The 26,072-nt window shown below is 71.9% G+C and carries 26 protein-coding genes; 12 read left to right on the plus strand and 14 right to left on the minus strand.

The genetic code is table 11. From position 1 onward, the window contains the following. The first annotated feature begins 199 nt into the window (after positions 1-199). Positions 200-841, plus strand: coding sequence for a DedA family protein (locus OG329_RS36460; RefSeq protein ID WP_405800948.1), 642 nt, complete (start codon positions 200-202; stop codon positions 839-841). A gap of 47 nt (positions 842-888) precedes the next feature. Here the strand turns inward: OG329_RS36460 and OG329_RS36465 are convergent, their stop codons facing one another. Continuing rightward, complete coding sequence (locus tag OG329_RS36465; RefSeq protein WP_405800950.1) at positions 889-1,419, minus strand: gamma carbonic anhydrase family protein; 531 nt, start codon at positions 1,417-1,419, stop codon at positions 889-891. Between the two features lie 213 nt (positions 1,420-1,632). Here OG329_RS36465 and OG329_RS36470 point away from each other — a divergent pair, with 213 nt between their 5' ends. Beyond that, positions 1,633-2,859 (plus strand): cytochrome P450, encoded by a 1,227-nt coding sequence (locus OG329_RS36470; RefSeq protein ID WP_405800952.1) that lies wholly within the window; start codon positions 1,633-1,635, stop codon positions 2,857-2,859. A 69-nt stretch (positions 2,860-2,928) separates the two neighbouring features. On the opposite strand, the gene OG329_RS36475 is transcribed toward OG329_RS36470, so the two are convergent. From OG329_RS36475 to OG329_RS36495, 5 genes are all read right to left on the minus strand, one after another. Continuing rightward, entirely contained in the window at positions 2,929-4,275 is a 1,347-nt protein-coding gene (locus OG329_RS36475) for a cytochrome P450 (protein WP_405800954.1), read from the minus strand. Then, positions 4,272-4,886, minus strand: coding sequence for a GTP-binding protein (locus tag OG329_RS36480; protein ID WP_405800956.1), 615 nt, complete (start codon positions 4,884-4,886; stop codon positions 4,272-4,274). Before OG329_RS36480 ends, OG329_RS36475 begins: the two co-directional genes overlap by 4 nt. Further along, positions 4,867-5,235, minus strand: coding sequence for a DUF742 domain-containing protein (locus OG329_RS36485; RefSeq protein ID WP_405800958.1), 369 nt, complete (start codon positions 5,233-5,235; stop codon positions 4,867-4,869). Before OG329_RS36485 ends, OG329_RS36480 begins: the two co-directional genes overlap by 20 nt. Next, positions 5,232-5,654 carry a roadblock/LC7 domain-containing protein gene (locus OG329_RS36490; protein ID WP_405800960.1) on the minus strand — a complete coding sequence of 141 codons (423 nt, stop codon included), beginning with the start codon at positions 5,652-5,654 and terminating at the stop codon, positions 5,232-5,234. Before OG329_RS36490 ends, OG329_RS36485 begins: the two co-directional genes overlap by 4 nt. A 130-nt stretch (positions 5,655-5,784) precedes the next feature. Further along, positions 5,785-7,590: a sensor histidine kinase gene (locus tag OG329_RS36495; RefSeq protein WP_405800962.1), complete on the minus strand. Its 1,806-nt coding sequence runs from the start codon at positions 7,588-7,590 to the stop codon at positions 5,785-5,787. 342 nt (positions 7,591-7,932) lie between these two features. On the opposite strand from OG329_RS36495, the gene OG329_RS36500 reads away from it, so the two are divergent. Then, a complete protein-coding gene (locus tag OG329_RS36500) occupies positions 7,933-8,685 on the plus strand; it encodes an acyltransferase (RefSeq protein ID WP_405800963.1) in 753 nt (250 codons plus the stop codon). A 67-nt stretch (positions 8,686-8,752) separates the two neighbouring features. Here the strand turns inward: OG329_RS36500 and OG329_RS36505 are convergent, their stop codons facing one another. Beyond that, entirely contained in the window at positions 8,753-9,619 is an 867-nt protein-coding gene (locus OG329_RS36505; protein ID WP_405800965.1) for an EamA family transporter, read from the minus strand. A gap of 95 nt (positions 9,620-9,714) precedes the next feature. Here OG329_RS36505 and OG329_RS36510 point away from each other — a divergent pair, with 95 nt between their 5' ends. Next, a complete protein-coding gene (locus OG329_RS36510) occupies positions 9,715-10,287 on the plus strand; it encodes a helix-turn-helix domain-containing protein (RefSeq protein ID WP_405800967.1) in 573 nt (190 codons plus the stop codon). A 135-nt stretch (positions 10,288-10,422) separates the two neighbouring features. Further along, complete coding sequence (locus OG329_RS36515; protein ID WP_405800969.1) at positions 10,423-10,986, plus strand: YbaK/EbsC family protein; 564 nt, start codon at positions 10,423-10,425, stop codon at positions 10,984-10,986. A gap of 26 nt (positions 10,987-11,012) precedes the next feature. On the opposite strand, the gene OG329_RS36520 is transcribed toward OG329_RS36515, so the two are convergent. Further along, positions 11,013-11,420 carry a CoA-binding protein gene (locus OG329_RS36520; RefSeq protein ID WP_405800970.1) on the minus strand — a complete coding sequence of 136 codons (408 nt, stop codon included), beginning with the start codon at positions 11,418-11,420 and terminating at the stop codon, positions 11,013-11,015. Positions 11,421-11,543: 123 nt separating this feature from the next. Here OG329_RS36520 and OG329_RS36525 point away from each other — a divergent pair, with 123 nt between their 5' ends. The 4 genes from OG329_RS36525 to OG329_RS36540 all read left to right on the plus strand — a co-directional run bounded on the left by OG329_RS36525 (position 11,544) and on the right by OG329_RS36540 (position 17,522). Then, positions 11,544-12,170: a YigZ family protein gene (locus tag OG329_RS36525; protein ID WP_405800971.1), complete on the plus strand. Its 627-nt coding sequence runs from the start codon at positions 11,544-11,546 to the stop codon at positions 12,168-12,170. Positions 12,171-12,323: 153 nt separating this feature from the next. Next, positions 12,324-13,490: an exonuclease SbcCD subunit D gene (locus OG329_RS36530; protein ID WP_405800972.1), complete on the plus strand. Its 1,167-nt coding sequence runs from the start codon at positions 12,324-12,326 to the stop codon at positions 13,488-13,490. Then, positions 13,487-16,513 (plus strand): AAA family ATPase, encoded by a 3,027-nt coding sequence (locus OG329_RS36535; protein WP_405800973.1) that lies wholly within the window; start codon positions 13,487-13,489, stop codon positions 16,511-16,513. The genes OG329_RS36530 and OG329_RS36535 overlap by 4 nt, the downstream gene beginning before the upstream one ends. A gap of 82 nt (positions 16,514-16,595) precedes the next feature. Beyond that, complete coding sequence (locus tag OG329_RS36540) at positions 16,596-17,522, plus strand: SDR family oxidoreductase (RefSeq protein WP_405800975.1); 927 nt, start codon at positions 16,596-16,598, stop codon at positions 17,520-17,522. On the opposite strand, the gene OG329_RS36545 is transcribed toward OG329_RS36540, so the two are convergent. Further along, positions 17,519-17,965: an Lrp/AsnC family transcriptional regulator gene (locus OG329_RS36545; protein WP_405800976.1), complete on the minus strand. Its 447-nt coding sequence runs from the start codon at positions 17,963-17,965 to the stop codon at positions 17,519-17,521. The genes OG329_RS36540 and OG329_RS36545 overlap by 4 nt on opposite strands. Positions 17,966-18,060: 95 nt before the next feature. Between OG329_RS36545 and OG329_RS36550 the strand changes: the two genes are divergently transcribed. Continuing rightward, positions 18,061-18,558 (plus strand): rhodanese-like domain-containing protein, encoded by a 498-nt coding sequence (locus tag OG329_RS36550; protein ID WP_405800977.1) that lies wholly within the window; start codon positions 18,061-18,063, stop codon positions 18,556-18,558. A gap of 19 nt (positions 18,559-18,577) precedes the next feature. Here OG329_RS36550 and OG329_RS36555 read toward each other — a convergent pair whose 3' ends face one another. Both OG329_RS36555 and OG329_RS36560 read right to left on the minus strand, forming a co-directional pair. Then, a complete protein-coding gene (locus OG329_RS36555) occupies positions 18,578-19,171 on the minus strand; it encodes a DUF1707 domain-containing protein (protein WP_405800978.1) in 594 nt (197 codons plus the stop codon). 443 nt (positions 19,172-19,614) lie between these two features. Then, on the minus strand, positions 19,615-19,800 hold the full coding sequence (locus OG329_RS36560; protein ID WP_405800979.1) for a hypothetical protein: 186 nt from the start codon (positions 19,798-19,800) through the stop codon (positions 19,615-19,617). A 356-nt stretch (positions 19,801-20,156) separates the two neighbouring features. Between OG329_RS36560 and OG329_RS36565 the strand changes: the two genes are divergently transcribed. Beyond that, a complete protein-coding gene (locus OG329_RS36565) occupies positions 20,157-20,891 on the plus strand; it encodes a dienelactone hydrolase family protein (protein WP_405800980.1) in 735 nt (244 codons plus the stop codon). A gap of 45 nt (positions 20,892-20,936) precedes the next feature. On the opposite strand, the gene OG329_RS36570 is transcribed toward OG329_RS36565, so the two are convergent. Continuing rightward, entirely contained in the window at positions 20,937-22,619 is a 1,683-nt protein-coding gene (locus OG329_RS36570) for a DUF885 domain-containing protein (protein ID WP_405800981.1), read from the minus strand. Between the two features lie 41 nt (positions 22,620-22,660). Further along, entirely contained in the window at positions 22,661-23,161 is a 501-nt protein-coding gene (locus OG329_RS36575) for an Lrp/AsnC family transcriptional regulator (protein ID WP_405800982.1), read from the minus strand. A gap of 68 nt (positions 23,162-23,229) precedes the next feature. Between OG329_RS36575 and OG329_RS36580 the strand changes: the two genes are divergently transcribed. Then, positions 23,230-24,531 (plus strand): trans-sulfuration enzyme family protein, encoded by a 1,302-nt coding sequence (locus OG329_RS36580; RefSeq protein ID WP_405802203.1) that lies wholly within the window; start codon positions 23,230-23,232, stop codon positions 24,529-24,531. Here the strand turns inward: OG329_RS36580 and OG329_RS36585 are convergent. Then, positions 24,431-25,987 carry a GNAT family N-acetyltransferase gene (locus tag OG329_RS36585; RefSeq protein ID WP_405802205.1) on the minus strand — a complete coding sequence of 519 codons (1,557 nt, stop codon included), beginning with the start codon at positions 25,985-25,987 and terminating at the stop codon, positions 24,431-24,433. The genes OG329_RS36580 and OG329_RS36585 overlap by 101 nt on opposite strands. Positions 25,988-26,072: the final 85 nt, after the last annotated feature.

Raw genomic sequence — 26,072 nt, forward strand, 5'->3', positions numbered from 1 at the left:
ACGTCCCCGCACTGCTACGGCCGCCCTGTCGCAGGATCGCAACTGCCCCTGCTCGCGGGTAGCGGAAAAGCCGCCGCAGCGGTCGTCTCCGACGGGACGACCCCGTCGGGGAAAGGTGTCGCGTGCAGGTAGGCTGCCCGGCGTGCGCCTGGAAGGCGCACGCCGGGCAGCGGCACATCCGACACAGGAGGAACCGGTCTTGCACGTCCAGGAGTGGCTGGAGACCGTACCGGCGATCAGTGTCTATGTCCTGGTCGCGGTGGTGATCGGGCTCGAAAGCCTCGGCATCCCGCTGCCGGGCGAGATCGTCCTCGTCAGCTCGGCGCTGCTGGCCTCGCAGCACGGCGACATCAACCCGTACATCCTCGGCGCGTGCGCCACCGCAGGCGCGATCATCGGCGACTCGATCGGTTACGCCATCGGCCGCAAGGGCGGCCGGCCGCTGCTCGCCCGGCTCGGCGGGAAGTTCCCGCACCACTTCGGCGAGGCGCAGATCGCCATGGCCGAAAGGTCGTTCCAGAAGTGGGGCATGTGGGCGGTCTTCTTCGGCCGGTTCGTCGCGCTGCTGCGGATCTTCGCCGGGCCGCTCGCGGGTGTGCTGCGGATGCCCTACTGGAAGTTCCTGATCGCCAACGTCCTGGGCGGGATCGTCTGGGCCGGGGGCACGACCGCGGTCATCTACTCGGTGGGTGTCGTCGCCGAGTCATGGCTGAAGCGCTTCTCCTGGCTGGGCCTGGTTCTCGCCGTACTGATCGGCCTCACCTCGATGCTCGTCATCAAGAACCGGGCGAAGAAGGCGTCGGCGCAGGTGCGGGCGGAGCCCGTACCCGCCACGGACTGACGGCCACGGACTGACGGCCGCCCGGCCGGTGTCAGCCGCGGCCGGTGTCAGCCGTCGTGCACGGCCCGATGGCGCTTCGCCAGCTCCAGATAGACCGCCGCGTTGAGCCTGATGCCCTCGCGCTCCTCCTCGGTCAGCTCCCGCTTCACCTTGGCGGGCACCCCGGCGACCAGCGAACCCGGCGGTACGCGCATGCCCTGCGGCACCAGCGCCTGGGCCGCGACGAGTGAACCCGCCCCGATGTGCGCCCCGTTGAGTACGGTGGCACCCATGCCGACCAGCACGTCGTGCTCCACGGTGCAGCCGTGCAGCACCGCGTTGTGACCCACCGAGACCCGCTCGCCGATGGTGACGGGGGAGCCCGGGTCGACATGAATGGTGCAGTTGTCCTGGATGTTGCTGTCGGCCCCGACGGCGATCGGGCCGCCGTCCGCCCGCAGCACCGTGTGGTACCAGACGCTGGAACCGGCGGCCAGGCTCACCTCGCCGAGCACCACCGACGTCGGGGCGACGAACGCCGTCGGATCGATCACGGGCTCGTGCCCGCCCACACCCGCGATCAACGCCCGCTCTGTCATGCCGTCTCCTTCGCCTGCCCGTGAGAGTCCGCGATCGGGTCTCGTGCGAGTTGCCGTACGAGTTGCCGTACGAACCCCGTCCACCGGCACCGTAAGCGACGAGCGCCGACGCCCCGGCACCAGGTCGGCCACGACACCCCCTGTCTGAACCGACGGCCGGTCAATAACCTGGTGGGAGTCGAATGTTGCCGTCGCTTCGACCGAGGGAGCTCCATGGCCACCGCACAGCAGGTCCCCGACATCCTGTCGGCCGAGTTCGCCGACAATCCGTACCCCGCCTACCGTCAGATGCGCGAGAGCGCGCCGCTGATCTGGCACGAGGCCACCAACAGCTACCTCATCTCGCGTTACGAGGACGTGGAACGGGCCTTCAAGGACAAGGCGTCGGTGTTCACCACCGAGAACTACCACTGGCAGATCGAGCCCGTGCACGGCAGGACCATCCTCCAGATGAGCGGCCGGGAGCACGCCGTACGCCGCGCGCTCGTCGCTCCGGCGTTCCGGGGCAGCGACCTGGAGGACAAGTTCCTGCCGGTCATCGAGAACAACGCCCGCCGGCTCATCGACGCCTTCCGGCACACCGGAAGCGTCGACCTGGTGGACGCGTTCGCCACCCGCTTCCCCGTCGACGTCATCGTCGAGATGCTGGGGCTCGACCGGGCCGCACACGCCCGCTTCCACGGCTGGTACACCACCGTCATCGCCTTCCTGGGCAATCTCTCCGGTGACGCCGATGTGACCGAGGCGGGTGAACGGACCCGGATCGAGTTCGCCGAGTACATGCTCCCGATCGTCCGGGCCCGCAGGGAGGATCCGCGCGACGACCTGCTGTCCGCGCTGTGCGCCGCCGAGGTCGACGGGGTGCGGATGAGCGACGAGGACGTCAAGGCGTTCTGCAGCCTGCTGCTCGCGGCGGGCGGCGAGACCACCGACAAGGCCATCGCCTCGCTGTTCGCGAATCTGCTGCTCCACCCGGACCAGCTCGCCGCCGTGCGGGAGGACCGGAGCCTGATAGACCGGGCGTTCGCGGAGACCCTGCGGTACACCCCGCCGGTGCACATGATCATGCGGCAGACCTCGCGGGAGGTCACGCTCAGCGGCGGGACCATACCGGCCGGCGCCACCGTCACCTGTCTCATAGGCGCCGCCAACAGGGACCCCGACCGCTTCGCCGAGCCCGACACCTTCAACATCTTCCGGGACGATCTGACGACGACGACCGCGTTCTCCGCCGCCGCCGACCACCTGGCCTTCGCACTCGGGCGGCACTTCTGCGTCGGCGCCCTGCTGGCCAGGGCCGAAGTGCGGGTGGGCGTGGGGCAACTGCTCGACGCCATGCCCGGGTTGCGGCTGGCGGCGGGGTTCGACCCGGTCGAGCGGGGGGTGTTCACACGGGGCCCGCGCTCGCTGCCGGTGGAGTTCGACCCCGTTACGCGCTGACGGAGCCGGCGCGACACCTGCGCCGGGCGGGCTCACAGGAGCCCGCCCGGCGAACAAGGTTGACGGCGTTCACCGCACCACGGGCGTGAACTCCACCGGCAGCGCCGTCAGACCGCGCATCCAGATCGACGGCCGCCACCTCAACTCGCCCGGCTCCACGGCCAGTACGACATCCGGCAGCCGCTCCAGCAGCGTCTCGACCGCCGTACGGGCGACGACATCGGCCAGCAGCGGCGCCGGATACGGACACCGGTGCTCGCCGTTGCTGAAGGACAGATGCGCCGAGTTCTCCGCGCCGATATGACCCTCCGGCCAGATCTGCGGATCGGTGTTGGCCGCCGCGAGCCCCAGGACCAGACAGTCGCCCGCCCTGATGTGCCGGCCGCCCAACTGTGTGTCGCGCACCGCCCACCGGCCGATGAAATTCTGCGTCGGAGTGTCCAGCCACAGCACCTCGTTGAGCGCCTGCCCGACACTCAGCCGCCCGCCCGACACATTGAGCGCGAACCGGTCGTCGGTGAGCAGCAGCCGCAGTGTGTTGCAGATCCAGTTGGCCGTCGGCTGCTGCGCCGCCGCGATGACGGAGATCAGATCCTGCACGATCTCGTCGTCCGCCAGCCCCGCCGGATGCGCCAGCATCCGCGAGGTGACGTCGGCGCCCGGCCGGGCGCGCTTGGCCTTCACCAGTCGCTGGATGCGTTCCTGCACCCGTACGTACGCCGAGACCGGGTCGTCGCCCTCCGCCGCGTCCAGCGACACCCGTAGATCGCGTACGAGTTCTTCGGTGTCGGCGCCGCCCGTCGGCATGCCGCACATCTGGACGGCCGCCCGCATCGGCAGCGCGTGGGCGTAGGCGGCCATCAGCTCGGCGGTCCCGGAGCCCGCGAACGCGTCGATGAGCTGTTCGGCGATCTGCCGGCAGTCGTGGGCGAGTTCGAACTGGTCGACCGCTTCGAGCGCGTGGGTGATCACGCCCGCCCGCCGCTGGTGCTCGGCGCCCTCGGTGAACAGCACGGACGGCTGGTGGCCGACGTACGGCAGCAGCGGCCAGTCGGCGGGGATCGCCGCCCACTGGTTCCAGCGGCGGGAATCCCTGGCGAACAGCTCGTCGTGGCTGGTGACATAGCTGACCTCGGAGTAGCCGAGGACCAGCCACGCGGGGATGCCACCGTCCAGCAGGACGGGGGCGACCGGGCCGTGGGCGCGGCGCAGACCGCGGTAGAGCCGCGACGGGGTCTGCTGGAATTCGAGACCGCTCAGCGGCACCGAGTCGGGGTGCGCGGCGGGGCAGTTGGGCGGCGGCTGGGCGAGCGGGGGTGCGTGCGGTGGGGTTTGGAATGTTTGGGCGGATTCAAGGGGTCCGGGGGGTCCGAGGGGGCCGAGGGTTTCCGGAAAAGGGGCGTGTGGATCGGTCATGGCGTCAACTCCCGTGCCATCGCCAGTTCGTACAGGTGGTCCACGAGGGCGATCAGGACGTTCTTGCCGGACGAGCGAACCCGCGCGTCGCAGTTGATCAGCGGGATGTGCTCGGGCAGCGACAGCGCCTGCCGGATCTCGTCGAGCGAGAACGCCGAGATGTCGTCGTCGAACCGGTTGACCGCGACCACGAACGGCGTCCTGTGATGCTCCAGCCGGTCGATGGCGTACCAGGACTCGCTCATCCGCCGGGTGTCGACGAGGACGACCGCGCCCAGCGTGCCCGAGAAGAGGCGGTCCCACAGGAACCAGAACCGCTCCTGGCCGGGCGCGCCGAACAGATAGAGCACCACCCGGTCACTGAGGCTGATCCGGCCGAAGTCGAAGGCGACCGTGGTCGTGGTCTTCGTGGCGAGCCCGGCGGTCTCGTCCACCCCGACACCGGCCTGCGTCATCACCTCCTCGGTGTTGAGCGGACGGATCTCGCTCACGGACCGGACGAGGGTCGTCTTGCCGACCCCGAAGCCGCCCACGATCACGATCTTCAGTCCGGTCTCGGCGGCGTCGGTCAGCGGGGTGCGGGCGGGTGGCTCAGAGGTTGCGGAGTCCATGAAGCACCTCCTTCAAGAGGGCCGGTTCCGGCAGGGCGGAGGCGGACCGCGCAACGCGCGGATGGCGGGCGGTGATCCGGCCGGTCGCCCGGAGGTCGCCGAGCAGGATCCGTACGACCGTCACCGGCAGTCTCAGCTCCGCCGAGATCTCCACGACCGCCGTGGGGTGCCGGCACAGATCGAGGATCGCCCGGTGCTCCGACTGTGTTCCCCGCGTCGGCGCGCACTCGCTGACGATCAGCGTGACCAGGTCGAACGAGTCGTGATCGGCGCGGCTGCGGCCACCGGTGACGGTGTACAGCCGGTCGGGATCGCCGGTGTCGACCGGCCGACGGGTCTCGTGGGTCATGACGGGGCGGCGTCGGAGGCCACCGGCGTCCGGGGCTCGGCCCGTAGATGCTCGCCGATCTGGTCCACCAGCTCGGTCATCTGGTGGCCCACCACGCCCGGGTCCGCGCCGTCCTCGGCCACCACCGCGAGATGCGCGCCGTCGCCCGCCTCCACGATGAACAGCAGACCGCCGTGGAACTCCGTCATCGAGTGGCGTACGCCGCCGGTGCCGTTGCCGAACTCGGCGGACGCGCCCTGTGAGAGCGCCTGGATGCCGGAGCAGATCGCCGCGAGCTGGTCGGCCTGGTCGAGCGTGAGATGGCGGCTCCAGCACAACTTGAGCCCGTCGCGGGACAGCACGAGGGCGTGCCGGGTGCCGGGGGTGCGCCCCAGCAGGCTCTCCAGGAGCCAGGTCAGGCTGGTGTCGGTCGTTGGCATGATGCGCATGGGTTGCGTGGGGCGGGATTCGCCGGGGGAGGCGGATCACCTGCCCGTGCCTCCAATCTCACGGTTCTGACATTGATCACGTTGCTCACGTTGCTCACGCTCGCTGGGCGAGAGACGCGCCTCAGGAGGTGTCGCCGGGCTTCGGCTGCGGCTCGGGCTCCTGCTCCTGCCCCTGCCCCGGCTCCTCGGACGCGTTGCGCACGGCGCTGTCCACGGGAAGCCGGGCGCGGTGGAAGGCGCCGAACTGCGATCCGGCGTCACGGCCGGGCGGTATGGCCCCGTGCGCCCCTGCGTTGCGCGTACGGTCCATGTCGCCCGTACCGCCCGTACCGCCCGCACCGTCCGTGCCGTTCGCGGGTGGCCTGTCTCGGTCCGCCGCCGCCATGGTGCGCCCCGGAGGCCGTACGGGCAGCCCGCCCGGCGTCGCCACCCGGGGGCCGCCTCCCCGCGCGGCGGGCGACGGCAGCGCCGCCGGCGGCAGCGACGGAAGCGGCAGCGACGGGGGTGTGACGGCCGGCTCGGTGACCGTGAGCGCCGGTACGGGCGCGGCGTGCCGCCCGCGCGGGTCGGGCGCCGCGCTCCTCGGCTGGGCGAGAAGCTGCGGCGGAAAGAGCACGACCACGCCGGTGCCGCCGCGTGAGGAGGGACGGAAGTTGACGCTCAGGTGGTACTTGGCCGCGAGCCGTCCGACGACGGCCAGGCCGAGGCGGGTGCCCTGGAGGGACGCCAGATCGTTGGCGCGTCCCGACACCGACTCCTCCGCGCGCCTCATCGCCGCGTCGGCCATCTTCAGACCGCTGTCCTCGATGGTCACCACGATGCCGGCGGACCGCTCCTCGACATAGACATGCACCTCGTCGATCGGCGGGGAGAAGTTCGCGGCGTTGTCCATCAGTTCGGCCAGCAGATGCATCACACCCTCGGCGGCGAATCCGGCGACGGCCGCGGTACTGGAGCAGTGCAGCCGTACCCGCTGATAGGCCGCGATCCGGCCGACTGCGCCGCGCAGGATGCTCTCCATGCTGATCGGCTTGTTCCAGGCCCGGCTCGCCCGGCCGCCCATCAGCAGCGCCAGCCGGTCGGTCATCAGGCCGAGCTGCGAGGTGTTGTGATCGAGCCTCAGGAGATCGCCGAAGACCTCCTCGCCGTGACGTTCCTGCATCTCTCGCAGATCGGCCAGCATGCTCACCGCCTTCGCCTGCACCCGGCTCAGGGCCTTGGCGCCGGCCGCCTGGGCGGCCGAGCCGCGCCGCTCACTGATGGCGAAGTCCCGTACGACCGCGTCGGTCAGCACCCGGAGCCGGGGATCGAACGGCCGTTTCAGATCGGCCAGTACGGTGTCCGCGCCCCGGCCCTCGCGGAGACCGCCGAGCGCGGTGGGCAGCGTCACCGTCGACAGGAGGTCCAGATCGTCGGCGATCCGGCCCAGTTCGGCCACCGCCGTCTCGTGGTCGGCGACGGCGGTCGCGGCGCGGCGCTCGCCGTGCGCCACCTCGTCGGCGAACACCGCCAGGATCCGGTGAAGTTGAGGGTCGGACGGCGGGGGAACGGCGGCGAGTGTCTCCTGCGCGCCCGCCCCTTCGCGGAGCCGTTTGACCACGGTGGGGAGCGTGACATTCACCAGATGGGCCGACTCCGCGCCGTTCTGCGCCAGTCGTGCGCGCAGGTTCAGGATCTCGCCGCCGGCCGCCTCCGACGCCCGGCGGTGGCGCCGCAGCAGCAGTACGGCGCCGGCGACGACGGCGGCGAGGATCACCCAGGCGACGGCGAGCGCCGTCGACGCCCAGGCGCGCGCGGCGGCCGGGGCGCTCACGGCCGCCGCGCCGGCCGCCGTTCCCGCCACCAGCAGCAGGGCGGGCGGCCCGGCGAACGACAGGGGGCGCGTTTTCCGTACGCGGTGGGGGCTCGGTGCGACAGGCACTGACATTCCGCGGTCCCTCGGTATTCGAGTGCGGGGGAAACAGACCGGCCGACCGGCGCGCGTCGGCTGTGGTGGGAGGCGCGGGGCACCGACTGGAACGGTGATCTCCTCGGCCATGGGTGGCCCTCACGCTACTCACGCGCGGTGGTGCGGCAGGGCCGCCACGGGGCAGTGCCCACCAACGAGGGAGTTGGGCGCGAACTCGGCCCGGGGAGGCCACAGTCGTGGTAAATGCGCGGGCGGAGATACGCGTGGGAAATCCGAGAGGCACGTGCCGGGCGGGGCCGTGGGGTGAACGTCACAGCACACGGCACCGGCCCGCCCCGGCCCCGCCGATACCGTGGGCGGGTGCCCAAGAGCCCCAAGAGCAGAGACACGTTCGCCGCACTGACCGCCTGGCGCCGTCGGCTCGTCTCGCGCGCCGTCCAGGGCGGTTGGCGGTGGATCCAGGAGGCGGGCGCGGTGAGCGCCGAGCATCCGGGCAGGCTGCGCTTCGCCCGGATCGGCACCGGCACCCGGCTCGCCTTCCCGCAGGGCACGGTCTTCGGTGAACCGTGGATCGAACTGGGCGACCACTGCGTCATCGGCGAACACGTCACGCTGACCGCCGGGATGATGCCCGGCCTGGACCTGGGCGCGGAGCCGATCCTGCGGCTCGGCGACGGGGTCGTCCTCGGCCGTGGCAGCCATGTCATCGCCGACACGGCGGTGACCGTCGGCTCGAACACGTACTGCGGGCCGTACGTCTACATCACGTCCACGAACCACAGTTACGACGATCCGCGGATTCCCGTCGGCAAGCAGTGGCCCCGCACCGACCCGGTCTCCATCGGTCCCGGCTGCTGGCTGGGCACCGGCGCGGTGATCCTTCCGGGGGCGAAGCTGGGGCGCAACGTGGTGGTCGCGGCGGGAGCGGTCGTACGGGGTGAGGTGCCCGACCACGTGGTGGTGGCGGGAGCGCCCGCGCGGGTCGTACGGCGCTGGGATCCGGAGCTCGGCTGGCAGCCGCCGTTGCGTACGCCCGCGCCCGTACCGATCCCGGAGGGCGTCACCCCTCAGGAGCTGCTGGCGCTGGGGGAGCTGGATCCCGACCGGACGTAGCGCGCTCTGTGTCCGGCGTTCCGCCGAGGCGGGTGCTCGGCGACCTCCAGGCCCTCCACCCGGCGGGTCAGCCCGCGGCCAGCAGGACCGTGCCGATCAGCGCGAGCCCGGCGCCCGCCGCCTGGACGGCGCGCAGCCTCTCCTTGAGCACGCCACGCGCGGCGACCGCCGTGATCACGGGATACAGCGAGGCCAGGACGGCGGCGACCGTCACGGGACCGTTCTGCGCGGCGATCGAGTACGTGCCGTTGGCGGCCACGTCCGCGAGGCCGACGAACGCCAGCGCGGGCAGGGCCGCCCGGATCACCTGGATCCCGCCCTCCTCGGGCAGCGCGCGTGCGCCGCGCCGCACCGCCACGTACAGCGCGAATCCGCCGACGCCGACATTGGTGACGCGCTGCACGAACAGCGCCAGGAACAGGCCCATGACCGATGTCGACGCCTCGGCGATCAGGGCCATGACCGCGCCGAATCCGAACGCGGCGAGCAGCGTCAGCGCGATCGCCTGGCGCCGGACCGCCGCCCCGCGCAGCTCGGGTCCGCCGGCCAGCACGATGCCCACGACGGCCACGGCGATGCCCGCGACCTGGAACAGTCCGGGCCGTTCGCCGACGACGATTCCCACGCCCACCGGCACGGCCACGCCGATCGAGCCGAGCGGTGACACGACGCCCATCGGGCCGAGCGCGAGCGCCTTGTAGAAGGCGAGCATGGCGACGGGGCCGACGACACCGGCGGCGACCGCGTACCAGAGCCGCGGTCCGCTCTCGGTCCACGCGCCGGTCGCGACCACGATCACGCCGAGGACGACGACGGTGATCGCCTGCGACACGACGACCACGGTCAGGGCGGGTACGCGCCGGGTGAGCAGCCCGCCGCCGAAGTCGGCCAGGCCCCAGAGCAGGGCGGTGGCCAGCGCGAACAGTGCGGTCATGACGCGAACCTCGCCAGTACAGTGTGGTGGACGGTTGGTACATCACACCGTAGTGCACTCTATTGAACTGCTTCATTGAATATATTGGACGGAATGTGTCGGACCTCGATCAGTTGACCCAGTCACTCGCCCGCAATCTCAAACGGTGGCGCGGCGAGAGAGCTTTCACTCTCGACGCTCTCGCGGCCCGGTCGGGGGTGAGCCGGGGCATGATCATCCAGATCGAGCAGGCGCGCACCAACCCCAGCGTCGGTACGACGGTGAAGCTCGCCGACGCGCTGGGCATCAGCATCACCACGCTCCTCGACTACGAACAGGGCCCGCAGGTCCGGGTCGTACCGGCCGACCAGGCCGTCCGTATGTGGTCCACCGAGGCGGGCAGCGCCACCGTCCTGCTGGTCGGGACGGAGTCGCGCGGTCCGCTCGAGCTGTGGGCCTGGAAGCTGATGCCCGGCGAGCACAGTGAGTCCGACGCGCACCCGGACGGTACGACGGAACTGCTGCACGTCACCGCCGGCGAGCTGACCCTCGTCGTGGACGGCGCGTCGCACCAGGTGGCCGAGGGCTCGTCGGCGGTCTTCGAGGCGAACGTGCCGCACGCCTACCGCAACGACGCAGAGGCGACCGTCGAGATGACGATGGCCGTCTCGATCCCGCCCGCGCGCTGACTGCCCGCGCGCTGACTGCCTCGGCGCCGCATGCCCGCGCGCGGACCGGCCGGCCGACGACGTCCTGTTCATCCGTCTGTTCATCCGTCGAGACGGCTTTTCCCGCCCCTCGGCCCGCCTGTTAGCTTGACGCGCATGCGCGCGCCCATCGGAGACTTCGACAACGCCCGACCCGCCCCCGACTGCCTCGACCTGCTCACGGAGCCGGTCGCCGCCGCCGTACGGGCCTGGCAGGGCGACGTGCCCGCCGACCAACTCCTGTACGTGGACACCGATCCGGAGATCGCGGACACCGCCGCCTTCGTGGAGCACCACGGCGCCGATCTGCTCGACCGGTCGGCCAACTGCGTCGTCGTGGCGGGCAAGCGCGGCGGCGAGTCCACGCTCGCCGCCTGTCTCGTGCTGTCACGGACCCGCGTCGACGTCAACGGAGTCGTACGCAAGCAACTGGGCGCCCGTAAGGCGTCGTTCGCGCCGATGGACTCCGCGACCGGCGAGACCGGGATGGAGTACGGCGGCATCACACCCATCGGTCTGCCGGCCGACTGGACCCTGCTCGTGGACGCCGCGGTCGTGGACACCGAGTGGGTGCTGATCGGCAGCGGACGCCGCCGGGGGAAGCTGATCGTGCCCGGCAAGGCGTTCGCCACCCTGCCCGGCGCCGTCGTCGTCGACGGACTCGGCGTCGCCAGCGGCTGAGGGCTGACGAGGCGGGAACAGCGGACTCAGCCGAGGCGCGGTATCTCGATGGCGGGGCAGCGGTCCATCACCATGTCGAGACCGGCGGCCGTCGTGCGCTCGTACGCCTTCTCGTCGATCACCCCGAGCTGGAACCAGACCGCCTTCGCGCCGATCGCGGCGGCCTCGTCGGCGACCGGCCCCGCCAGCTCGCTGTTGACGAACACGTCCACCACGTCGACGGGGAACGGGATCTCGGCCAGCGACGCGTACCCCCGCTCGCCGTGGACCGTCTCCGCCTTGGGATGCACCGGCACCACCCGCTTGCCGTAGCGCTGGAGGACGGCCGCGACGCCGTACGCCGCCCGCGACCGGTTGCCGGAGAGGCCCACGACCGCCCAGGTGTCACCCGTGGAGGTCAGAATCCTGCGAATCGTCTCGTCGTCTGCGTACATGCCCGGACAACGGACGGCACGGCCCGGCAATTCCCCCGCCGTTCCCCTGTCCTTCCCCTGTCCTTCCCGTTTGGCGAGGGCCCGCCATGCGCGCGGGGTGGGGGCAGCGCCTAGGGTGGCGCGATGCATGAGCAGTACCGCACCGTCGCCCGCCGGGGAATTCACGAGACCGAGGTCAACCGGTCGCGCTTCCTCTGCGCGCTCGCGCCCGCCGCCACCGAGGAGGAGGCGCGGGCCTTCGTCGCCGCCGTCCGCCGGGAACACCCCACGGCCACGCACAACTGCTTCGCCTATGTCATCGGCGCCGACGCCTCCGTACAGAGGGCCAGTGACGACGGAGAGCCCGGCGGCACGGCCGGCGCGCCCATGCTCCAGATGCTGATGCGCCGGGACGTGCGGTACGTCGTCACCGTCGTCACGCGCTACTACGGAGGCGTCAAGCTCGGCGCGGGCGGGCTGATCCGCGCGTACGGGGGCGCGGTCGGCGAAGCGCTCGACACGGTCGGCACCGTCACCCGGCAGCGCTACCGGCTGGCCACGATCATCGTCGACCACCAGCGGGCCGGAAAGCTGGAGAACGAACTGCGGGCCACCGGCCGCGCCGTACGCGAGGTGCGGTACGCGGAGATAGTGACCATGCGGATCGCACTGCCGGACGCCGACATCGGCGACTTCCGGGCCTGGCTCGCGGACACCACGGCCGGAACAGCCGTACTGGAACTGGGCGGTGAGGCGTACGGCGACCTCTGACGCCCACCGGGACCACCGGCGACGCCTCCGGAAATCCCCGAAACCACCCGAGGCCACCCGAGACCTCCGTGACCGACGGGGCGTCAGCCGCCGCAAGGGCGATATGCCGGTAGCCACACCCGATGTCCGACCCCACCGTTACTCTCAGGGATCATGAGATTCCTGCACACGTCGGACTGGCACCTGGGGCGGTCCTTCCACCGCGTCAGCCTTCTCGACGCACAGGCGGCGTTCCTCGACCATCTCGTGGCGACCGCCCTGGCGCACGAGGTCGACGCGGTCCTCGTGGCGGGCGACGTGTACGACCGGGCGGTGCCCCCGCTCTCCGCCGTCGAGCTGTTCGACCGGGCGCTGCACCGGCTCGCCGAGGCGCGCGTACCGACCGTGATGATCTCCGGGAACCACGACTCGGCCCGCCGGCTGGGCGTCGGCGCCGGGCTCATCGACCACGCCGGAATCCATCTGCGCACCGACCCGGCCCGCTGCGCCACCCCCGTCGTGCTCACCGACACCCACGGCGACGTGGCCTTCTACGGCCTGCCCTACCTCGAACCGGCCCTGGTCCGCGACGAGTTCAAGGCAGCGAAGGCAGGCCACGAGGCCGTGCTGTCGGCCGCGCTCGACCGGGTACGGGCCGATCTCGCCACCCGCCCCACGGGCACCCGGTGCGTCGTCCTCGCGCATGCCTTCGTGGCCGGCGGAGCCGCCAGCGACAGTGAACGCGACATCACCGTCGGCGGCGTGTCCGCCGTCCCCACCGCGACGTTCGACGGCGTGGACTACGCGGCCCTCGGCCATCTGCACGGCTCACAGGCCCTCACCGAGCGCGTGCGCTACTCCGGTTCACCCCTCGCGTACTCCTTCTCCGAGACCGACCACCGCAAGACGATGTGGCTGGTGGACCTCGGCCCCGGCGGCGAGATCGACGCCGAGCGGATCGACTGCCCGGTGCCGCGCCCGCTGGCCCGCGTCCGGGGCACCCTCGCCGGCCTCCTCGAGGACCCGGCGCTCACCCGCCACGAGCAGGCATGGATCGAGGCGACGCTCACCGACCCCGTGCGCCCCGCCGAGCCCATGGCACGACTCGCCGAACGCTTCCCGCACACCCTCAGTCTCGTCTTCGACCCCGACCGGGGCGACGAGGAACTGGTCGCGTCCTACGCACAGCGCCTCGAAGGCCGCAGCGACCAGGAGATCGCCGAGGACTTCGTGGCGCATGTACGGGGCGGCGCCGGGCCCGACGACCGGGAACGGACCGTGCTGCGCGGCGCCTTCGACCATGTACGGGTCGACACCGCCGTACGCGAGGTGACCGGATGAGACTGCACCGGCTGACCATCACCGCCTTCGGGCCGTTCGCCGACACCCAGGAGGTCGACTTCGACGCGCTGTGCGCCGCGGGGATCTTCCTCCTGCACGGCGCGACCGGCGCCGGGAAGACCTCCGTGCTCGACGCCGTCTGCTACGCGCTGTACGACGCCGTGCCGGGCGCGCGCCAGATCAAGGGCGGCGCCGCCACCAAGGACGCCTCCCTGCGCAGCGACCACGCCCCGGCGGGCACGTCGACGGAGGTCAGCCTCGAACTGACCGTCGGCGGACGGCGGTTGGAGATCACCCGCAGTCCGGCGCAGACGCGTCCCAAGAAGCGCGGCACCGGCGTCACCACGGAGAAGGCCGGCAGCGGGCTGCGGGAGTACGACTCCACGAGCGGCGACTGGCGCGCCCTGAGCCGGTCCCACCAGGAGATCGGCGAGGAGATCGGCCAGCTCCTCGGCATGAGCCGCGAGCAGTTCTGCCAGGTCGTCCTCCTGCCGCAGGGCGACTTCGCGCGCTTCCTGCGCGCCGACGCCGAGGCGCGCGGCAAGCTGCTCGGCCGACTCTTCGACACCCGCCGGTTCGCCGCCGTCGAGGACCGGCTCGCCGAGCTGCGGCGGGGCGCCGAACAGCAGGTGCGGGCCGGGGACGAGCGACTGCTCGGCGTCGCGCAGCACATCGACCAGGCGGCCGGCGCCGGCCTCGAACAGCCGTTGCCGGCGCGGCAGCCGGGCGATCCCGCCCTGGCCCCCGCCGTCCTGGCATGGGCCGCCGTCGCCCGCTCCACGGCCCACGAACGCCGCGACATCGCCGAGTCGGCCCTCGCCCGCGCCGAGAGCGGGCAGGCCGCCGCGCGCCGACGGCTCGACACCGAACGTGAACTGGCCAGGCTGCAACAGCGGTTCGCCGACGGACAGCGGCGCGCCGACGCGCTCGAAGCCCGCCGCCCCGCCTACGAGGCGGCGCGCGCCAGGCTGGATCGGGCCCGCAAGGCGGACCAGGTCGCCCCCGCGCTCACCCTGCGCGCGGACGCCGAGCGCGCCCACCGCACGGCCGCCGCCGCCCTCGACCGGACCCGCGCCCGGCTCCCCGCCGAACTCACCGACAGCGGCGCCGACCATCTCTCCGCGCTGGAGCGGAAGATGCTGGAGGAGCTGGGCCGGGTCGACGCCGCCCGGGGCGCCGAGCGGCGCAGCGCGGAGATCAGCAGCGAACGGGCCGAGCTGGACCGTCAGGCGCGCGCCGACGAAGAGTTGCTGGCCGACGCCGCCGGCTGGCTCGCCGACTGGGAGAGCGCCCGCCGGGAACATCAGGACCGCGTCGAGACGGCCCAGGAGGCGGCGACCCGCGCCGAACAGCTCGCGGGACAGCTCGAACCGGCGCGCGCACAGCTCGACGCGGCCCGCGCGCGCGACGCGCTCGACGCACGGGCCACCGAGTCGCAGCGCCTCCTGAACAGCGCCCGCGAGCGCGCCAACGACGCCAAGGAGACCTGGCTCGATCTGCGCGAGCGACGGCTGCGCGGCATCGCCGCCGAACTCGCCGCCCTGCTCGTCGCGGGCGAGCCCTGCGCCGTCTGCGGCTCCGACGATCACCCGGCGCCCGCGCGGGCCGGAGCCGGCCACGTCGACCAGGCGTCGGAGGACGCCGCGTTCGCCGCCTCCCGGCGGGCCGAGGCCGCCGTCACCGAGGCCGAGCGCGAGCACGCCTTTGTACGAGAGGAGTACGCGGCGGCCCGGTCGGCGGCCGGCGGGTCGACCGTCGCCGACCTTCTCGCGCTCACCGAGCGCCTGGGCCGCGACCACACGACGGCGCACCGACTCGCCGCCGGTACGCACGCCGCACGCGAGGCGCTGGCCCGCGCCGAACGGGAGCGTGAGGACCGGCTCACCGCACAGCGGTCGGCCGAGAACCGCGTCGCGGCCCGTACCTCACGGCGCGAAGCGCTCGACCATGAACAGACCGGCCTCGAATCGGAACTGGTCCGCGCGCGTGGCGACGCCGACAGCGTCGCCGCGCACGCCGATCGGCTGGAGAGCCGGGCACGGCTGCTCGCCGAAGCGGCCGACGCGGTACGGGACTTCGACACCACGGCCCAGCGGCTCAAGGACGGCGACGACCGGCTCGCGGACGCGGCGTTCCGGGCGGGGTTCGACACCCCGCGCGAGGCAGCGGCGGCCCTGCTGTCCGGCCCGGAGCAGCGCGATCTGACCCACCGGATGGACGACTGGCAGGCCGAGGCCGCCACCGTCGCCGACCGGCTCGCCGAGACCGACGCGCGCGAGGCGGCACAGCGGCCACCCGCCCGGCTCGACACGGCGCTCACCTCTTACGAGACGGCCGAGACCGCGCTGCGCGCCGCGATCACCGCACTCGCGGGCGCCCGCCGCCGAAGCGCGGAGCTGGCCGGGCTCTCCCGGCAGGCCGAGGAGGAGGTACGGCGCCTGGGCCCGCTCCGTACGGAGTACGAGCGGGTGGCCCGTCTCGCCGCGCTCACCGCCGGCACCTCCACCGACAACGACCGCAAGATGCGCCTGGAGTCGTACGTCCTGGCCGCCCGGCTCGAGCAGGTCGCGGCGGCGGCCACCACGCGGCTGCTGCGCATGTCCGCCGGCCGCTACACCCTGGTCCACTCGGACGCGCGCAGCGGCGGCGGCAAGCGGTCCGGGCTGGGGCTCCATGTGGTCGACTCCTGGACCGGCAGCGCGCGGGACACGGCGACGCTGTCCGGCGGGGAGACGTTCTTCGTCTCCCTCGCCCTCGCGCTCGGTCTCGCCGATGTCGTCACCGACGAGGCGGGCGGCGCGCGCCTGGACACCCTCTTCATCGACGAGGGCTTCGGCAGCCTGGACGACCAGACGCTGGACGAGGTCCTGGACGTGCTGGACTCGCTGCGTGAACGTGACCGCAGCGTCGGCATAGTCAGCCATGTCGCGGACCTCCGCCGCCGGATCCCGACCCAACTGGAAGTGACGAAGTCCCGCCGGGGCTCCACGGTCAGTCTGCGTACGGGTGGCGCCGACGGCTGAGCAAGCCGGTCCCGGTCACCGCTCTCCCGGCCCCTCGAAATCCGTATGACAGCCGCCGACCGGCCGACCATCATTGCTGCCCATGCCTCAACTCCCCGACCCCAGCCCCGAATCCCTCCGCCGTGAGCACCTGCCCCTTCGGGGCCGTACGGCCCTCGTCACCGGTGCCAGCAGGCGCGGCGGCATCGGCTACGCGGTCGCCCGCCGGCTCGCCGCGTACGGCGCGAGCATCTACCTGCATCACCATGTGCCGCACGATCGGAGCCAGCCCTGGGGAGCCGATCCCGACGGCCCCGAAGCGGTCGCCGCCGGGGTGCGCGAAGCCCTCGGCCATCCGGGCGCCCAGGTGCACCACGGGCCCGGTGATCTGTCCGACCCCGAGGGCCCGGCCAAGCTGTTCGCGGCGGCCGGTGAAGCCCTCGGCGGCGTGGTCGACATCCTGGTGGCCAATCACCCCCGCAGCGGCACGGACGGGGCCCTGAAGGACATCGACGCCGGGATGCTCGACACGCACTGGGCCACCAACACCCGCTCGGTGATCCTGCTGATCCAGGAGTACGCCAAGCTGCGCGGCGCCCATCCGGCCCGTATCCGGCGCGGCAGCCGCATCGTGATGATGACCTCCGGTCAGAACCTCCGGGCCGGAATGCCCGAGGAGATCGCCTACAGCCTCTCCAAGGGCGCACTGGCCTCGGCCACCCACACCCTGGCCGCCTCCCTCGGCGGCATGGGGATCACGGTCAACACCGTCAACCCCGGCCCCGTGGACACGGATTACCTCACCGGCGACGCCTACGACAAGATCGCCGGAATGTTCCCGGCCGGACGATGGGGGATGCCGGACGACCCGGCGAGGCTGATCGCCTGGCTCGCCACCGACGAGGCCGAGTGGATCACCGGCCAGGTCATCAACTCGGAGGGCGGATTCCTGCTGAGCGGTGAGCACTTCACCCCCGTACGGCCCTGGTCCCCCGAACGCCCGGCCGACCTGCGCCCGGACACCCCCTAGGGAGCCACCGCCCTGCGCCGCAGCGGCGAGGAGTAGACCACGCTCGTCGTGACCGAACCCAGCGTCGAGATCCGGCCCGTGACCGTCTCCAGATCGCTCATCGAACGCGCGGCGACCTTCAGTACGAAGCAGTCGTCGCCCGTCACATGGTGCGCCTCCAGAATCTCGGTCATGCCCGCCAGCAGATCGTGGAACGGCTTGTAGTTGCCGTGCGGATAGCGGAGCCGTACGAAGGCGAGGATCGGCCGCCCCAGCCGCTCCTGGTCGACCACGGCCGTGTATCCGGAGATCACCCCGGCCTCCTCCATGCGCCGTACCCGCTCCGTCACGGCGCTGGCCGACATCGAGACGGCGCGCGCCAGTTCGGCGAAGCCGGTCCGTCCGTCGCGTTGCAGGACATCCAGAATGAGCCAGTCCGTGGCGTCCGGGGAAAACTCGGTCATGAGTCACAAGTAGCAGACGATTCCCCGGCCGAACAAGTCATGTGCCGGGGAATCTCCCTTCTGGGGAGGGGTCTCGCCGCCGTAGCTTTCTGGGCATGACCATCTTCACGCACCCCAACTCCGTTCTCGCGGTGGCTCCCGCCGCTCCCGCCGATGCCGCCGCCCATTTCGCGGCGCGGCTCGCCTCGTACACCGACGTCTCCGATGTCGCCGCCGCGCTGTCCGCCGGCGAAGACCCCGGCTTCGTCCTGCTGGACTCACGCTCGACGCAGTCCTGGGAACAGGGCCATGTCCCGGGCGCCGTCCATCTGCCGACCGCGCTGATCCCCGGCCGGGCGGCAGGGCTGCTCGACAGGTCCGTGCCGGTCGTCACCTACTGCTGGGGCCCCGGCTGCGACGGAGCCACCCGCGCCGCCCTCGCCCTCGCGCTGCTCGGCTACCGGGTGAAGGAGATGCTGGGCGGCATCGAGTACTGGATCAGGGAGGGCTTCGAGATCGAGACCGGCACGGACCTTGAGAACGCCGGCCGAAGGCTGCGCCGCGCCCCCGACCCCCTGACCGCGCCACGCACCCCGGCCCCCTGCGGCTGCTGACGCGCGAAAGTCCGCCCTGCTACGGGACCGGCCACCGGGTGGCGATGCGGCCGTGCCGCATCCGGCCCACCAGCCGGACGTGCAGCGTCTCCGGCGTGTTGTCGCCCGCGTCCCTGGTGATCGCCAACTCGCCGTGCCGTACTGCCAGTTCGTTGGCATTGACCACCATGCCCGGCGCGAGGACCAGTTCCACGTTGCCGCCGCGCACCCGCAGGTCGAGGACCAGTTCGGGTCGGGTGAGCACCGCGCTCGTCAGGTCCAGCATCACATCGCTCCACGCGGTGCGCAGCGCCAGCCGGTGCGGCAGCGTCCACCGGCCGTCGCGGCGCACCGAGCCGTGTTTCTCGCTGATGGTCAGCAGTTCGGCGGCCGGCTCGGCGGGCGTACCCGCGAGTGTGAGCGCGCTGCCGCTGCCCGGGGCCGGGGTCAGGTCGGCCGTGAGTGGGGCCAGCGCGTCGACAGTGCGGGCGGCCAGTGCCGCGCCCACCCGCTCGTCGAACTCGGCCGGCTCGAGCCGGCCGTCTCCTACGGCGGCGCGCAGTACATCGATGACCCGGTCGCGGTCCGCGTCGGACGCGCGCAGCGCGGGCGCGCCGGGCGGATCGATCGGCATCCGGCTCTCCTCGGCGGCGACGTGGTGGCACCGCGCCACCGACGTTCCAGGCTATAGCGCGAGTCGGCGGCCATCAACGCGGAAGTCCTCGATCCCCTCGCAGTCCTGGAGGACTTGCTACGTGTATGCGCCCTTCAATCATGCATTCAGGTGCTTCCGGCGTGGTCGTCGCGGGATTGGCGTCCGTGATCTTCACACTGGCCGTGGATCAGTCCCCATTCATCTGAATTCATCTGAGAAAGGCAGCTCCATGCGCCGTCGGATCGCCACTGTCCTGGTCGGGGCCTTCGCCCTCGTCACCGCCCTTGCCGCCCCCGCTTCCGCGATCGGGATCGACCTCGGTGGCGGCCTCACCTTCTGAGGCCCGCGCGTTCGAGCAGGCGCGCCTTTCACGAGAACGCGAGGCCCGGCCGGGGTGCCCCAGCCGGGTCTTTCGCGTTCGCTCACAGCACGTGCGGCAAGCCAAGGTTGTTGATCAGAGGGCCCTCGATCGAGAGCCCCTCCGTGATGAGGGACTCGGTGGCGGGGAGAGACACCGGGGAGGGGTTGACCGCTGCCTGGGCCGGGGCGGTGTACGCGGCCGCCAGAGCGACCGTCGCGAATACGAGGGCGGCGAAGCGATGACGCATCGCTGGCTCCTTTCAGTTTCAGGGGGGGCGAAGTGAATCGCGGTGATCAACGCCGGATCTGTCCATCGGTCACTGATCACCGCGCCCCCGGTCGACCGACCGGGGACCAGGCATCCGTTCGGCCCTGAGGCCGGGTGGTCGCACCGATTCCGTCCCGTGGGCTACGTTGTGCGGCGATGACTACCGGGACGGCCTCGCGCCACACACCGATCGGTTACCCGGCGCTCCTCTGAGCGCCGGACGGGCCGGTGCCGGCCCGCTGTTCGACCGGGGATCCGGCGCTGCCGCGCGGGCTCCGCCTCCTGTCGTGCTTCTCACAGCTCGACACGTCAACCACGACAGGAGACCTCAGACCCATGCCCATCACGATGCTGCACATCCCCACCGCGGACGGCCAGGCCGACGCTCTCGCCGCCTACCCCGACCATGGCGGCCCGCACCCGGGGGTACTGATGTACGCGGACGGCTTCGGCATCCGGCCCGTAGTACGGGAGATGGCCCGCGAACTGGCCGGGCACGGGTACTACGTACTCGTCCCCAACCTCTTCTACCGGCACGGCCCGGCACCGGTGATCGAACTTCCCGAGCACATCGGAGAAGAGGTCCGGCCCGCCGTCTTCGCCCAACTGATGCCCTTGATCGAGGCGCACACCGCCGAACGCGCCCTGAGCGACGCCGACGCCTACCTCACGTTCCTCACCACCCGGCCCGAGGTCGGCGCCGGACCGGTCGCGGTGACCGGCTACTGCATAGGCGGCCTCCTGGCGGTGCGCACCGCCGCGGCCCACCCCGGCCAAGTGGCCGCCGTCGCCGGATTCCACGCTCCCGTGGGCGCCGACGGACCCGACAGCCTCGCCACGATCACGGCCCAGGTCCACTTCGGCCACGCGGAAGGCGACGTGACGCCCGAGGCCCTGGCCGAGCTGAACCGGGCCCTGGACGCCGCGGGTGTCGACCACACCTCCGAGATCTACCCCGGCACCGTCCACGGCTTCACCATGGCCGACACCGACGCCTTCGACCCCGCCGCGCTACAACGCCATTGGGACCATCTGCTGCCCCTCCTCGACCGCACCCTGCCCAACGGCTGAGGCTCGGGCGCCCGGCGTCGTCGTGACGCCGGGCGCCCCGCGGGGTCAGAGCTTGGACAGCTCGTCCACCAGATCGTCCAGCCCCAGCGGGCCCTGCGACAGGGCCGCCATGTGCCATGCCTTCGCGTCGAACGCGTCGCCGTGCCGCTCGCGCGCGTTCGCCCGGCCCAGCAGCCACGCCCGCTCGCCCAGCTTGTAGCCGATCGCCTGGCCCGGCATCGACAGATAGCGGGTCAGTTCGCTCTCCACGAAGTCCGCCGGTCTGCCGCTGTGGTTCCCGAAGAACTCCTGCGCCAGCTCGGGTGTCCAGCGCTCACCCGGGTGGAACGGCGAGTCCGCCGGGATCTCCAGCTCCAGATGCATCCCGATGTCCACGATCACCCGGCAGGCACGCATCATCTGCGCGTCCAGATAGCCGAGCCTGCGCTCCGCGTCCGGCAGGAAGCCCAGCTCGTCCATCAGCCGCTCCGCGTACAGCGCCCAGCCCTCCGCGTTCGCGCTGACGCCGCCCACCGACGCCTGGTAGCGGGAGAGCTGGTCAGCGACATGGACCCACTGCGCGATCTGGAGGTGATGGCCGGGGACACCCTCGTGGTACCAGGTCGACACCAGGTCGTACACCGGGAAGCGGGTCTCGCCCATCGTCGGCAGCCAGGTGCGGCCGGGGCGGGAGAAGTCCTCCGAGGGGCCGGTGTAGTACGGCGCCGCCGGACCGCCCGCCGGGGCGATGCGCGACTCCACCCTCCTTACCCGGTCGGCGAGTTCGAAGTGGGTGCCGTCCAGCGCGTCGATGGCCTCGTCCATCAGGGCCTGGAGCCACTTGCGTACCTCCTCCACGCCTTCGATGTGCTCGCCGTGCTTGTCGAGATGGGCCAGCGCCTCCCAGGGGGTCGCGCCGGGGAGGATCTTGTCGGCCTCGGTGGTCATCTCGGCGCGCAGCCGGTGGTACTCGGACCAGCCGTAGGCGTACGCCTCGTCCAGATCCAGGTCCGTGCCGTTGAAGTAGCGCGACCAGCGGGCGTAGCGCTCGCGGCCCACCGTGTCGGGCGCGCCCTCGACGGCCGGTGCGTACACGTCGCGCATCCAGTCGCGCAGGGCGGCGACGGCGCCCGTCGCGGCGCCCGCCGCCTCGTCCAGCTCCGTACGCAGCGAGTCGGGCCCGGCCGAAGCGAACTCCTCGAACCAGCCACGGCCGTCGCCCGCCCACTCCGTGAGCTGGCCGACGAACGTCGCGGTCGGACGGGGCCCGCCCGGCAGCTTCCGCTCCAGCCCGAGGGCCAGCGACTCGCGGAACCCTTCGAGCGCGGCCGGTACGGCGCGAAGGCGCTGGGCCACAGCCGCCCATTCCTCCTGCGAACCGGTCGGTGTCACGGTGAAGATGTCACGGATGTGGTGGGCGGGGGAGTGGATGTTGCTGACGGCCCGCAGATTCTCCCCGGCGTCGTGGACGGCGATCTCGGCCGTCAGCCGTTCGCGCAGGAGCCTGGCGCAGCGCCGCTCCTGGTCGTTGTCGGCTCCCGGCAGCTTCGTCGCGGTGTCGAGCCTGGCGAGGGTCGCGCGGGCGAGGTCGGCGACCTCCCGCGCTCCGGCCGGTGAGAAGTCCGGCAGGCGGCCGGAACTGGCCGCGACGCCCAGGAAGGTACCGGTGATCGGATCGAGTTCGATGAGTGCGTCGACATAGGCGTCGGCGACCTGGCGGGGCAGCGCGCTGCTGGAAGTGTCTGGCATGGCGACATCCTCTCCGAGCCAGGACCCCGCGTCACCCCACTTCAGGGCCGGGTCGCGGACGGAATGGCTGATGAAGGGGGCATAAGGGGACCGCAGTCCCACTGCTGGAAGACCAACCGCGTCTCGACACGGGCCACTTCGGGCCGTGAGGTGAACTCGTCGACCACGAGCCGCTGGAGATCCGCCGTGTCCGCCACGGCCACATGGACCAGATAGTCGTCAGGACCGGTCAGATGGAACAGCGCGCGGGACTCCGGCAGGCCCCGGATCCGCTCCACGAACGGCCTGATCAGCTCGCGGCGGTGCGGCCGGACCTGCACGGACAGCAACGCCTGGAGCCCACGGCCGAGTTTGGCCGGATCGAGGCGCAGTTGATGTCCCAGGATCACCCCGGAACGCCGCAGTCTGGCCACCCGGTCCAGACAGGTCGACGCGGCGACGCCGACCTCGGCGGCGATCTCCCGGTAGGTGGTCCGCGCGTCGTTCTGCAACAGGCGCAGTATGTGCAGATCGACCGGGTCCAGTACGACTGACTCGCTCATCCGGCGAACGTAACACGGAGGATTCCCCGTGATTCCCGCCGGATGTTCACAGTGCGTGCATGGACCCCATGGATGCCGGCGGCATGGCCGAACCCGTAGCCCACCCCGCAGCCCACCCCGTCACCGAACCCGCACCCCTCCCGGCGACGTTCCCGGCGGCCTTCCCCCGCGCGCTCGCGACCGAGGCCGTGCACGCGGGGCGCGAGGATCTGGCGCGGCTCGGTGTGCACGTGGCGCCGATCGATCTGTCGACCACCTACCCCTCCTACGACACCCGTGCCGAGGCCGCGCGGATAGACGAGTTCGCGGCCACCGGCGCACGCCCCGAAGGACCACCCGTCTACGCGCGCCTGGACAACCCGACCACGGCCCGTTTCGAGACGGCGCTCGCCGCACTGGAGGGCACCGAGAGCGCGGTGGCCTTCGCCAGCGGCATGGCGGCGCTGACGGCCGTCCTGCTCGCACGGTCGGGCCTTGGGCTGCGCCATGTCGTCGCCGTACGTCCTCTTTACGGATGCAGCGACCACCTGCTGACCGCCGGGCTCCTCGGTACGGAGGTGACGTGGACCGATCCGGCGGGCATCGCCGACGCGATACGGCCCGGCACCGGCCTGGTGATGCTGGAGACCCCCGCGAACCCGACGCTCGCGGAGGTCGACATCGCCGCCGTCGCGCACGCCTGCGGCTCGATACCGCTGCTGGTCGACAACACCTTCGCCACTCCCGTCCTGCAACGGCCCGTCGAGCACGGCGCGCGGCTCGTCCTGCACAGCGCGACGAAGTATCTCGGCGGGCACGGCGACGTCCTGGGCGGTGTCGTGGCGTGCGACGAGGAGTTCGCCCGCACGCTGCGCCAGGTGCGGTTCGCGACCGGCGGTGTCCTGCACCCGATGGCCGGCTATCTGCTGCTGCGCGGTCTGTCGACGCTGCCGGTGCGGGTACGGGCGGCCTCGACCACCGCCGCCGACCTGGCCCGCAGACTGGCCACCGACCCGCGCGTCGCCCGCGTCCACTACCCGAGAATCGGCGGGGCGATGGTCTCCTTCGAGGTGTACGGGGACCCGCACGAGGTGATCGCCGGCGTCCGGCTGATCACCCCGGCGGTCAGCCTCGGCAGCGTGGACTCGCTCATCCAGCACCCGGCCTCCATCAGCCACCGGATCGTGGCCGAGTCGGACCGGCGGTCGGCCGGGGTGAGCGAGCGGCTGCTGCGGATGTCGGTCGGTCTGGAGGACGTCGAGGACCTGTGGCGGGATCTGACCGAAGCGCTCAGCGCCCGGCCCGGTGGTCGTGCGCCGCGATCTCCGGAGTCCCGAACGGCGCCTGGTGCGGCTCCTGGTGGGGCACCTCGTACCCCGTCCCGTACGTAGCTCCCGGCGGGATCCCGTACGACGTTCCGTACGACGTTCCGTACGAGGTCCCGTGCGGTGTCTCGTCCGTGGCGGGCGCCTGCCGTTCGTCCGTCTCCCTGAGGCGGGCGGTGGCGACCAGCGTGCCACCCTCTATCTGGTAGTCGAGCGGCAGACCGAGCCCGCGCATGGCGGCGACCATGCCGGTGTTGGACGCCTGCGTGACGGCGTACACGCTCGCGCAGCCCGCCTCGACGGCGAGCGCGACCAGCCGGCCGAGAAGTTCGGAGCCGATTCCGCGCCGCTGCCAGGCGTCCTCGACGATCAGCGCGACCTCGGTCTCGTCGCCGTCCCACAGGAGATGGCCGAGCGCCACAAGCCGTCCGGACGCCGTCTCGACCTTGAGCGTCCGCCCGTGACGCGGGCTCAGCAGATGGTCGAGGTAACGGTCCGCGTCGCCCACGGGGCCGTGGTAGCGCAGGTCCAGGGTGTGCTCCGAGCAGCGCTCGTGCATCGCCGACGCCGCGTCGACATCACTCTGGTCGGCGCGGCGCACGGTGATCTTGCCCTCGGGCAGCGTCAGGACGTCGCGGCTGCGCGGGACGCGCGGGCCCAGTCGCGCGTCGAGCTCGACCAGGGCGCGGGCCCTGGCGAACTCGGTCGGCGTGAACGGCAGATGGTGGCGCTCGACGGTGATCACGCCGCCGTTCGGGTCGCGCATGCGCATCGTGGTGCTCTCCAGGACGCCCTCGACGGGGGCGCTCTCGCCGGTCGGGCGGCCGGTGGAGGAGACGGCGGGCAGCGAGTGGATCGTGCAGCGGCCGAGCAACTGGCGCAGGGCGAGCGGCAGTTCGGCGGCGTCCAGGGCGGTACGGGTGGCCAGGCCCAGGACCCGGGTCGGGGCGTCCACGAGATCGTGCGCGTCGGCGCGCTCGATCCAGATGTCGCTGCCGCCCGCCAGGGAGATCTCGCGGGTGAGCTGCCGCGCGGGCAGCGAGGCAGGCGCGCGCAGCAGGAACTCGTCGACGGTGCCGGCGGCCAGCGGGTGCGTCTGAAGGGTGAGGATGTCCACCCGGCGGCGGGCGAGGACCGTGCACAGCGCGGCCAGCGAACCGGGCGCGTCACGCACGGTGGCGCGCATCCGCCAGAGCGCGGTGGCGGTGTCGTTCTGCTTCGCGGTCTTCTCCTCGGACGTGTCCTCGGGCCCGGCTTCGGGCTCGGCCCCGGCCGGGATGCCGCCTCCTGACGGGGCGTCAAGCGGTGGTGCGTGGCCGTGGTGTCTTGACCACCAGGTGTGGAATCCGGCCGTGATGATCAGGGCGATCGCGGAGGCGACGAGCAGGACGGGTCCGTCCGGCCCGTGCGCGATCATGTTCGCGACAGCGTCGGCGACCGCCACCGCGGTGAACAGGGCGGCCAGTTCGACGAGATCCCGGCGCCAGTGATGGGGGCGCCGGGCACTCTTCGATGAAGTCACATCGGTCATGACCTCACTGTGACGCAACGGTGTTGCGCGATCACGAACGTACTGTGACTGATGGGTAAAAGATGCTTCTGTTCGC

Origin of the sequence: Streptomyces sp. NBC_01506 (assembly GCF_045040295.1) — a bacterium.
In the GTDB taxonomy this organism is placed as follows: domain Bacteria; phylum Actinomycetota; class Actinomycetes; order Streptomycetales; family Streptomycetaceae; genus Streptomyces.